Origin of the sequence: Intrasporangium chromatireducens Q5-1 (assembly GCF_000576575.1) — a bacterium.
GTDB classification, from domain to species: domain Bacteria; phylum Actinomycetota; class Actinomycetes; order Actinomycetales; family Dermatophilaceae; genus Intrasporangium_A; species Intrasporangium_A chromatireducens.
Genome location: NZ_AWQS01000162.1, coordinates 1 through 8,952, shown reverse-complemented (window position 1 = coordinate 8,952; position 8,952 = coordinate 1). Strand labels below are relative to the sequence as shown.

Below are 8,952 nucleotides of genomic sequence, written 5' to 3'. Positions count from 1 at the left end.
CCGACACAAGGAAGGTAAACCAGTGAGCGAGAGTCAGGGACGAACCGGCCCGGAGGCGCGCTATGCCGCGCACGTGGCGCTGCGCTGGTCGGACATGGACGCCTACGCGCACATCAACAACGTCCAGTTCCTCCGGCTGCTCGAGGACGCCCGGGTCATCGCGTTCCGGGACTGGTTCGACCAGGACCGGTCCCTGCTCGACGAGGGGGTGCTCGTCTCGCGGCACGAGATCGAGTACCGCCGCCCGCTCGGGTTCCGCCCGGAGCCGGTGCGGGTCGAGATGTGGGTCTCGCGCATCGGCGGCGCCGGCTTCGACGTGGCCTACATCGTGACGGACCCGGAGGGGGTCGGCGACGAGGTCTACGCCGTCGCCGAGACGGAGCTGGCCCTCTACGACTTCGCCGCGGCCGCGCCGCGGCGGATGCGTCCGGAGGAGCGGGCCTCCCTCCAGGCGGTCAAGGGCATGCCGGCCCCCCTGAGGAGGAGGCGGCGGTGACGGCGATCGACTTCCACGACGCGAGGGTGCACACCGACTTCGGCACCTTCGTCGCCCGCGCCCGGCACGTCAGCGTGGACGGGGCCGTGCGGATCCGGACGCTCGGGCCCATGCTCGTGCTGACCGTCGCCGTGCTCGACGCCGCCGGGCTGCTGGGTGAGGGCCGGGTGCTCGGAATGCGGATCATGCCGGTGGCCGGAGGTGAGCCGGTCGACGTGACCGTGCCGATCGCGGCGGTCTCCGACCGGCTGGCGCGCGCGACGAGCGCGACCACGTTCCCCGTGCCGCCGACGACGGTCAGCCCGGCCTGGGCCGGCGTCACGCCCCCGCGGGGTGGGTGGGAACGGGTCGGCGAGGTCGACTGCACCGAGCTGGACCGGGCCGCCAAGCAGGGCATCGAGGCGGTCGCCCGCGGCGTGCCCGAGGGAGCCGGGGCGCTCGCCGTCGAGCAGCTGCGCCGGCAGGTGTGGGGCGAGCCGACCGACACGGTGCCGCCGGTGCCGTCCGGGATGGCGTTCGCCGCGCACGCGCTCGGCTTCACCCATCCCGGGGAGCGGGCCTCCGTCACGATGCACGGGCCGTGGACCCGGCTCAGCACCAGCCGGGGGCACGTCCTCGCGCGCTGACGGACGCCTGGCGGCACGCGGGCGACCGGCCGCGGACGGGTCAGTTCCCGGTCCACTCGCCGCGGCCGGTGAGCACGTCCTTGAGGACGTCGATCCGGTCGCTGACGATGCCGTCGACGCCGAGGTCGAGCAGCCGCTCCATCTCGGTGGCGTCGTCGATGGTCCACACGTGCACCTGCTTGCCGTAGCGGTGGGCGAGCTCGACGAGCTTCGGTGTCACGACGGCGACGGTGCGCCCGCGGGGGGTGATCACGGTGGGGACCTGGAAGACCTCCGCCGGCGTCCGCAGCATCCGCGAGACCCACCGGGGGCCGAGCACCATCAGGGCGGTGCCGGGGCGGGAGGCAGCCGTGGCGACCCGGCCCGCGCTGAGCCGGCGGAACCTCGTGATGAGCCGCTGTGAGAAGGAGCCGATGCAGAAGTCGTCCATCAGCCCCCGCGACCGGATCACCTCCCACGTCGGCTCCGCCGTGTCCGCCGCCTTGAGGTCGATGTTGAGCCGGACGCCGGGCAGCTCCTCGAGCACCTCGGTGAGCAGCGGAATGCGCTCGTGGCCGCGGATCCTCGCCTGCCGCACCTCGCTCCAGGGCAGCTCCCTGATCAGGCCGGTCCCGTCGGTGACCCGGTCGAGCCGGTCGTCGTGGAACGCGACGAGCTGCCCGTCGGCCGTCACGTGCACGTCCGTCTCGAGGTGGGTGTAGCCGAGGGCGACCGCGTTGCGGAAGGCCGTCACGGTGTTCTCGAGCCCGACGTTCGGCCCGTAGAGCGCACCGCCTCGGTGGGCGAGCGCCAGCGGGGTCGGCTTCAGGTACGGCCGGGACGAGGACATGGGGCGACTGTAGTCACGCCCGGGGCACGAACCGGGACGGGCACGCCTCAGGTGCTCGGGTCGGTCGCGACGGGCACCTCGACGCAGTCGGACCCGCACGCCGCCGGGTCGGCCGAGGGGGTGGGCGACGGCGCGGGGCGGTGCAGGACCGCGCGTGCCGGTGTGACGACGACCAGGCCACCGTGGCCCTCCGCGTCGGCGGACCGCACCTCGGCCGTGCCGTCGACGAAGAGCGAGTGTCCGCCGGGGACGCGAGGAGGCCAGGCCAGCGTCACCTGCGCCCGCGCCGAGGCGTTCGCGAGGGTCCGGCGGCCGAGGCCGGCGACGTGCACGCCGCCGCCCTCGACCACCGGCTGGACCGCGACGAGATGCGGACGGCAGTCCTCCGACATCGTGACGAGGTAGGCGAAGTCGTGCTGGCTCGCGGCGTCGGCGAGCTCCGCCAGGTCGACCGGGATGCTCATGGCACCACGCTAGGCCAGGCGGGCCCAGACCGTCGTGTCCGTGGGCACCCGTCCGTCGGCAAGGGGGCCGGAGGCCGCCACGACGTCGGCACCCGCCGGCAGCTCGACGGCCTCGTCGCCGAGGTTCGCCAGCACGAGCACCCGGCCACTCTCGGGACCCGCCGCCTCGAGTGCGACGACGTCAGCGGCATACCCCTCGACGAGGGCCAGGGACGCCCGCCCGAGCCCGAGCTCCGCGCGCGTGGCGAGCAGCGTCCGGTAGAGCTCGAGCGTGCTCCCCGCGACCCCGCGCTGCTGGTCGACGGCGTAGTCGCCGTAGACCTCCGGCTGCGGCAGCCAGGTCCGGTCGGACGGACCGAACCCGAAGCCCGGCGCGTCCTTGGTCCACGGAATCGGCACCCGGCACCCGTCCCGGCCGAGCTCCTCACCGCCGGTCCGCACGAACGTCGGGTCCTGGCGGAACTCGTCGGGCATCGTCGTCGACTCGGGCAGCCCGAGCTCCTCGCCCTGGTAGAGATAGGCGCCGCCGGGCAGCCCGAGCATCAGCGTCGTCGCCGCCCTGGCCCGTTGCAGCCCGCGGGCGCGGTCCGGCTGGGGGTCGTCGGCGCCGATCCCGTTCTTGCGCTTGGTCCCCGGGGCGTAGCCGAGGCGGGTTGCGTGCCGGACGACGTCGTGGTTCGACAGCACCCACGTCGAGGGCGCGCCCACCGAGTCGGCGGCCTCGAGGGAGCGCTCGATGACGGCCACGAGGTCCTCGGCGACCCACGGCGTGCCGAGGAAGTCGAAGTTGAACGCCTGGTGCATCTCGTCCGGCCGGGTGTAGAGCACCGCCCGCTCCTGCGGCTCGACCCACGCCTCGGCGCAGAGGATCCGGGCCGGGGTGCCGTAGGAGTCGAGGACCCTGCGCCACGACCGGTAGATCTCGTGGACGCCGTCCTGGTCCCAGTAAGGCGACAGGTTCGTCGGCTGCGGCTTGACCTTGTCGAGGACGTGGGCCGCCGCCTCGTCGGTCTCGCCGAGCATGTGGGTGCGGTTGTGCCAGTCGGGCAGCCCGGGCTGCTTGACGAGGCCGTGCGCGACGTCGACCCGGAAGCCGTCGACGCCCCGGTCGAGCCAGAAGCGCAGCACCGACTCGAACTCGGCCCGGACCTCGTCGTGGTCCCAGTTGAAGTCGGGCTGCTTGGGGTCGAACAGGTGCAGGTACCACTGGCCGGGCGTGCCGTCGGCCTCGGTGACCCGGGTCCACGCCGACCCGCCGAAGACGGAGTCCCAGTTGTTCGGCGGCTCGTCGCCGGCCGGGCCGCGGCCGTCGCGGAAGATGTAGCGGTCCCGCTCGGGGGAGCCGGGGCCGGCGGCGAGCGCGGCGCGGAACCAGGCGTGCTCGTCGGACGAGTGGTTGGGCACGAGGTCGACGATGACCTTGAGGCCGAGCTCGTGCGCCCGGGCGAGCAGCGCGTCGGCGTCCGCGAGGGCACCGAAGCGGGGGTCGACGTCGCGGTAGTCCGCCACGTCGTAGCCGGCGTCGGCCTGCGGGCTCGTGTAGAAGGGGGAGAGCCAGATCGCGTCGACACCGAGGTACTGGAGGTGCTCGAGCCGGGCGGTGATCCCGGGCAGGTCGCCCATGCCGTCGCCGTCCGAGTCCGCCCACGAACGCGGGTAGATCTGGTAGATCACCGCCGAGCGCCACCAGGCGTCGTCGTGGTCGGCCGGGTGGAAGGGGGCCGCCGCGCGGACGGCCGGGTGCGAAGCAGTACGAGTCACGAGGGTCAATGCTCTCTCACGCATGGCAAAACGCAAACTGGATTCTGCAAGTTCTTGCATCATGGTCCGGTGGCGGACAGGCGGCGGGTCGGGGCGGGCGCGCCGATAGCCTGACCGCGAGTTCGCGCACCGCCCATGCTGCGCCACGAAGGAGACACCGATGTCCGAAGACCTCGTCCGCCTCGACGTGACCGACGGCGTCGCCACCGTCGTGCTCAACCGGCCCGACGCCGCGAACGCCCTCGACCTTCCGCTCGCCGAGCAGCTCGGCGCGGTCGTCGACCGGCTCGGCGGCCCCGATGTCCGGGCCGTCCTGTTGACCGGTGCTGGGAAGCGGTTCTGTGCGGGGGGCGACGTGCGCTCCTTCCTCGCCTCCGAGGACCCGGCCGCCTATGTCGAGCGGCTCGCGTCGACGGCCGACGTCGCGCTGCGCCGGCTCGCCGAGCTCGACAAGCCCGTCGTCGCCGCGGTCCACGGGGCGGTGGCCGGGGCGGGCCTGGCCGTCATGCTGAGCTGCGACCTCGTCCTGGCCGACGTCGGCACGAAGTTCGTCACCGCCTACGCCGGCATCGGGCTGACGCCGGACTGCGGCCTGTCCTGGCTGCTGCCCCGCGCGGTGGGCCAGCAGCGCGCTCTCGAGCTGCTGTTGACGCCCCGCACCCTCACCGCGCTCGAGGGCCGCGACTGGGGGCTGGTCACCGAGGTCGTCGAGGCCGGCGACGTGCTGACCCGGGGCCGCGAGGTGGTCGAGTCACTGGCGTCGGGCCCGTCGGCCGCCCTCGGGCAGGCCCGCCGGCTCGTGCGCTCCTCGTATGCCGTGAGCCGCGCCGACACGGGGGCGGACGAGGCTCGCACGATCGGTGCCGCGGTGCGCAGCGAGGAGGCACAGCGGCTCATCACGGCGTTCACGTCGCGGTGATCCGGGTGCTGCTGGCCCGGGGCAGCGCGGCGCTCAGCCGCGCCCACCCATCCCGATGACGCCGAGCCGTGCGGCCTTCTTGACCGCGTCGGCCTCCGCCTGGGTCAGCTTGCCGTCCTTGACCGCCTGACCGAGCCGGCTGTCGAACGCCTGCTGGCGCGAGGCCTGGGCCGCCGCCCGCAGGTCCGCGATCGCGGTCTTGACCTTGTCGGCGCTGATGCCGAGCTCCTTGGCGAGCCGGGTCGCGGCGTCGTCGCTGAGGGCGCCCATGCGGGGAGGCGTCGACCCGTTCGTCTTGTCGGCCTTGCGCTCCGCCTTGAGCTGGTCGCGCACGGCTCCGAGGGCGGTGCGCAGCTTCGACTCGTCGACGCCGAGCTTCTGGGCCAGCGCCGCCACGTCGCCGCCCAGGCCGAAGCGTCCCATCCCGCCGAAACCGCCCATGCCGTGCCGGCCTCCCGGGCCCCACCCCAGTCCCTTGCCATTGCCGTTGCCCTGGCTGTTACCGCCCTGCCCCGGGCTCGCCTGCTGGCCCGGTGCGGTCCCCGACCTGCCGGGGGCGGACGACGTCGTCGGGCTCGGGGTCGGCGTCTGCGTGTCGGCACGTGCCGCGGCGCCGACGCCCACGGCGATCGCCGCCGCGGCACCCCCGGCGATGAGGACCCCCGCGGTCTTGCGGTTCACCGATGTCATGACAGCCTCCGGCTCGTGGTCGTGCGCTTCTCGGGACCGGTGTCGTGCCGGTCTGCCACCAGCAAACACGACGGGCCGAGGACATGCGGCCCGATCGGCCTGTGAGTTGCTGTGAACCCGGCCGGCCACGAGGCGGCCCGCGCACGCCGGCGCAGTCAGCCGCCGGCGCATGGGACGTCAGCCGGCGGGGTCGACCGCCGGTGCGTTGACCAAGGAGTACGCGGCCCGGGTCAGGTAGTCGCGCAACAGCTCGTCGAGCTGCTCCGGCAGCCCCAGTGTGTCAACGGCGTTCATCATGTGCAGCAGCCAGCGGTCGCGCTGGTCCGGGGTCACGGCATACGGCACGTGCCGCATCCGCAGCCGCGGGTGGCCGCGCTGCTCCGAGTAGGTGGTCGGGCCACCCCAGTACTGCTCGAGGAACATCCGCAGCCGCACCTCGGCCGGGCCCAGGTCGGCCTCGGGATAGAGGGCCCGCAGCGGCTCGTCCTGCGCCACGCCCCGGTAGAACTCGTGGACGAGCTTGACGAAGGTCTCGTGCCCACCCATCGCCTCGTAGTACGTCACCCGGTCACTCACACGCCCCAGTCTCCCAGAGCGAGCGGTGGCCTCAGGGACGGGTCGAGCCGTAGGGCGGCAGCGGCAGGGCGGCGGGGCTGCGGACGCCGGCCCGGTCGAAGGCCACCTTGACCCGCTCGCGCAGCTCCCGCTGGACCCCGAAGTGCTGCTGGGCGACGCACTTGGCCGTGACCCGGATGGTGATGGCGCCACCCCCGATCGACTCGACGCCGACCACCTGCGGCGGCTCGAGCAACGACGGCTGCCAGTCGGCGTCGTCGGCAAGCTGGGCCGCCACCTCGCGGATCAGCGACTGGGCGCGTTCGACGTCCTCGTCGTAGGCGATCGGGATGTCGACGATCGCGACCGACCAGCCCTGCGACTTGTTGCCGATCCGGACGATCTCCCCGTTGCGGACGTACCACGTCACCCCGTTGCCGTCGCGCAGCTGCGTGACCCGCAGCGAGACGTCCTCGACGGTGCCGACGACCTCACCGGTGTCGATGACGTCGCCGACGCCGTACTGGTCCTCGACGATCATGAAGACGCCGGAGAGGAAGTCCTTGACCAGGCTCTGCGCGCCGAAGCCCAGCGCCACACCACCGATCCCCGCCGAGGCGAGCATCGGCCCGAGCGGGATGCCGACGATGGCCAGGACGGTGAGCAGGGTGATCGTCGCGACGATGATGGTGATGACGCTGCGCAGGACCGCGCCCATCGTCTTGGTCCGCTGGACGTGTCGCTCGCCGGCCAGGCCCGTCGCCCCGGCCAGCATCCGCCCGGCCCGCCCCGGCAGCATCGCGAGGCGCTGGGCGCGGCGGCTCGTGGCCGTCGCGACGACGCGGTCGACGAAGCGGTGCAGCAGCCACCGGACGGCGACCGCGATGGCGACGGTGACGACGACCTTGAGCGGAGCCCCGAGGAGCCAGTCGCGCACCTCCGGCCAGGTGAGGGACAACAGCGAGCTGAGCGGCATACGCCTCATTGAAACGTATGCCGCTCAGCGTGCTTCGCCCGGCACGTTCAGTCCGAGGACGCGTCCTTCGCCTGGGCCCGCAGGGCCCGCGCGATCGTGTCGCGGTTCTCGGCGACGGTCCGCACGAGGCCGGCCTGGGCGTCCGGGTGGGCGGCGAGCCACGCGTCGGAGGCGTCCTTGAGGGCCTCGTTGGCGAGCGCGAACGGGTAGAACCCACCGACGACGCGCTCACCCATCGCGACGCTGCGGGAGGCCCACGCGTCGACGAGCATTTCGTGGTAGCGCTCGACGTAGGGCTCCAGGAGCGCGACGTCCGTGGTGCGCCGGAAGCCGGCCGAGATCGACTCGACCATCTGGTTCGGCAGGTCGTTGCGCTCGACGGCCTTGGTCCAGGCATCAGCCTTCGCCTCCGCCGTCGGCCGGGCCGCCCGGGCCTGCGCGGCGCGCTCCTGGCCCGTCGCGGTGGGGTCGCGCTGCAGCTCGGCGTCGATCCGCGCCTCGTCGGCCGCGCCGAGCGCCGCGAGCGCACGCAGGAAGGTCCACCGCAGGTCGGTGTCGACGGCGAGGCCCTCGATCTGCTCCGTCCCGTCCAGGAGCGCCTCGAACCGCGCGGCGTCCGCCTGGTCGACGGCAGTGTTGGCCCAGCCCTCGATGAGCTGGAACTGTGCGTCGCTGCCGGGCTCGGCCTGCTCGCCGAGCTCGCGCAGGGACGTGGCCAGCAGCTCCTGCATCTCGCGGCGGTGACCGGGAGCCACGTAGAGCGACACGCTCGTCTGCATCTGGCTGATGAGCACCCGCAGCAGCGTCGAGTCCTGCTCACCCGGCAGGGTGGCGAGAACGAACCGCACGAAGTCGCGCGCCGACATCTCGGCGTCGCGTGTCATGTCCCAGGTCGCTCCGAGGACGAGGGAGCGCGGGAGCGAGTCCTGGAAGCCACGCGGCATCTCGAGCGCCGTCGCGAGCGACCGCTCGTCGAGGCGGATCTTGGCGTAGGCCAGGTCGTTGTCGTTGAGCAGCAGCAGGTCCGGCTGCGCGACCCCGGCGAGCTTGGCGATCTCGGTCAGCTCGCCGTCGACGTCGACCTCGTGGTACGCCACGCGCTCGAGGTGGCCCCCGGTGGCCTGGTAGAGGCCGATGCCGAGCCGGTGCGGCCGCAGGGTCGGGTGCTCCTCGGTCGCTGTCTGCCGCACGGCGAAGGTCCGGTAGGTCCCGTCCTCGGCGACCTCGAACTTCGGCCGGAGCGTGTTGACCCCAGCGGTTTCCAGCCACAGCTTCGCCCACGAGCCGAGCTCGCGTCCGGAGGCGCGCTCGAGCTCCCCGAGCAGGTCGGCGAGGGTCGTGTTGCCCCACGCGTGCTTGCCGAAGTACTCGCGCAACGCCGCGACGAACGGCTCACGGCCGACGTAGGCGACCAGCTGCTTGAGCACCGAGGCGCCTTTGGCGTAGGTGATGCCGTCGAAGTTGACCTCGACGTCCTCGAGGTGGCGCATGTCGGCAGCGATGGGGTGGGTCGAGGAGAGCTGGTCCTGGGTGTAGGCCCACGACTTCTCCGCCGTGCCGAACGTCGTCCACGCATCCGTCCACTCGGTGGCCTCGGCCTGGCACGTCGTCGAGGCCCACTCGGCGAACGACTCGT

10 protein-coding genes are annotated in these 8,952 nt (G+C 73.0%); 3 read left to right on the top strand and 7 right to left on the bottom strand.

Features of this window, described 5'->3' with window-relative positions; all coding sequences use genetic code 11:
• Positions 1-94: 94 nt before the first annotated feature.
• The gene (locus N864_RS15900; RefSeq protein ID WP_051518684.1) at positions 95-496 is read left to right on the top strand and encodes an acyl-CoA thioesterase; all 402 of its coding nucleotides are present in this window, start codon (positions 95-97) and stop codon (positions 494-496) included.
• A complete protein-coding gene (locus N864_RS15895) occupies positions 493-1,122 on the top strand; it encodes a DUF8185 domain-containing protein (protein WP_051518682.1) in 630 nt (209 codons plus the stop codon). Before N864_RS15900 ends, N864_RS15895 begins: the two co-directional genes overlap by 4 nt.
• Before the next feature lie 40 nt (positions 1,123-1,162).
• Here the strand turns inward: N864_RS15895 and N864_RS15890 are convergent, their stop codons facing one another.
• Genes N864_RS15890 through N864_RS15880 form a run of 3 tightly spaced genes read right to left on the bottom strand, consistent with a single transcriptional unit; the run spans position 1,163 to position 4,200 of the window.
• Positions 1,163-1,951 carry a glycerophosphodiester phosphodiesterase family protein gene (locus N864_RS15890; RefSeq protein WP_034718962.1) on the bottom strand — a complete coding sequence of 263 codons (789 nt, stop codon included), beginning with the start codon at positions 1,949-1,951 and terminating at the stop codon, positions 1,163-1,165.
• Positions 1,952-1,998: 47 nt separating this feature from the next.
• Positions 1,999-2,415, bottom strand: a complete 417-nt coding sequence (locus N864_RS15885) for a pyridoxamine 5'-phosphate oxidase family protein (RefSeq protein ID WP_034718959.1) — start codon at positions 2,413-2,415, stop codon at positions 1,999-2,001.
• Positions 2,416-2,424: 9 nt separating this feature from the next.
• Positions 2,425-4,200, bottom strand: coding sequence for a glycoside hydrolase family 13 protein (locus N864_RS15880; protein ID WP_034718957.1), 1,776 nt, complete (start codon positions 4,198-4,200; stop codon positions 2,425-2,427).
• Between the two features lie 136 nt (positions 4,201-4,336).
• On the opposite strand from N864_RS15880, the gene N864_RS15875 reads away from it, so the two are divergent.
• Positions 4,337-5,095 (top strand): enoyl-CoA hydratase/isomerase family protein, encoded by a 759-nt coding sequence (locus tag N864_RS15875; RefSeq protein ID WP_034718954.1) that lies wholly within the window; start codon positions 4,337-4,339, stop codon positions 5,093-5,095.
• Between the two features lie 33 nt (positions 5,096-5,128).
• Here N864_RS15875 and N864_RS15870 read toward each other — a convergent pair whose 3' ends face one another.
• The 4 genes from N864_RS15870 to N864_RS15855 all read right to left on the bottom strand — a co-directional run.
• The gene (locus N864_RS15870; protein ID WP_051518681.1) at positions 5,129-5,785 is read right to left on the bottom strand and encodes a Clp protease N-terminal domain-containing protein; all 657 of its coding nucleotides are present in this window, start codon (positions 5,783-5,785) and stop codon (positions 5,129-5,131) included.
• Between the two features lie 177 nt (positions 5,786-5,962).
• Positions 5,963-6,361, bottom strand: a complete 399-nt coding sequence (locus N864_RS15865; RefSeq protein WP_034718952.1) for a globin — start codon at positions 6,359-6,361, stop codon at positions 5,963-5,965.
• Positions 6,362-6,392: 31 nt separating this feature from the next.
• Positions 6,393-7,316 carry a mechanosensitive ion channel family protein gene (locus N864_RS15860; protein WP_034718950.1) on the bottom strand — a complete coding sequence of 308 codons (924 nt, stop codon included), beginning with the start codon at positions 7,314-7,316 and terminating at the stop codon, positions 6,393-6,395.
• A gap of 47 nt (positions 7,317-7,363) precedes the next feature.
• Positions 7,364-8,952: ERAP1-like C-terminal domain-containing protein (locus N864_RS15855; RefSeq protein WP_034718948.1), on the bottom strand; the 1,589-nt coding region annotated here is incomplete at its 5' end.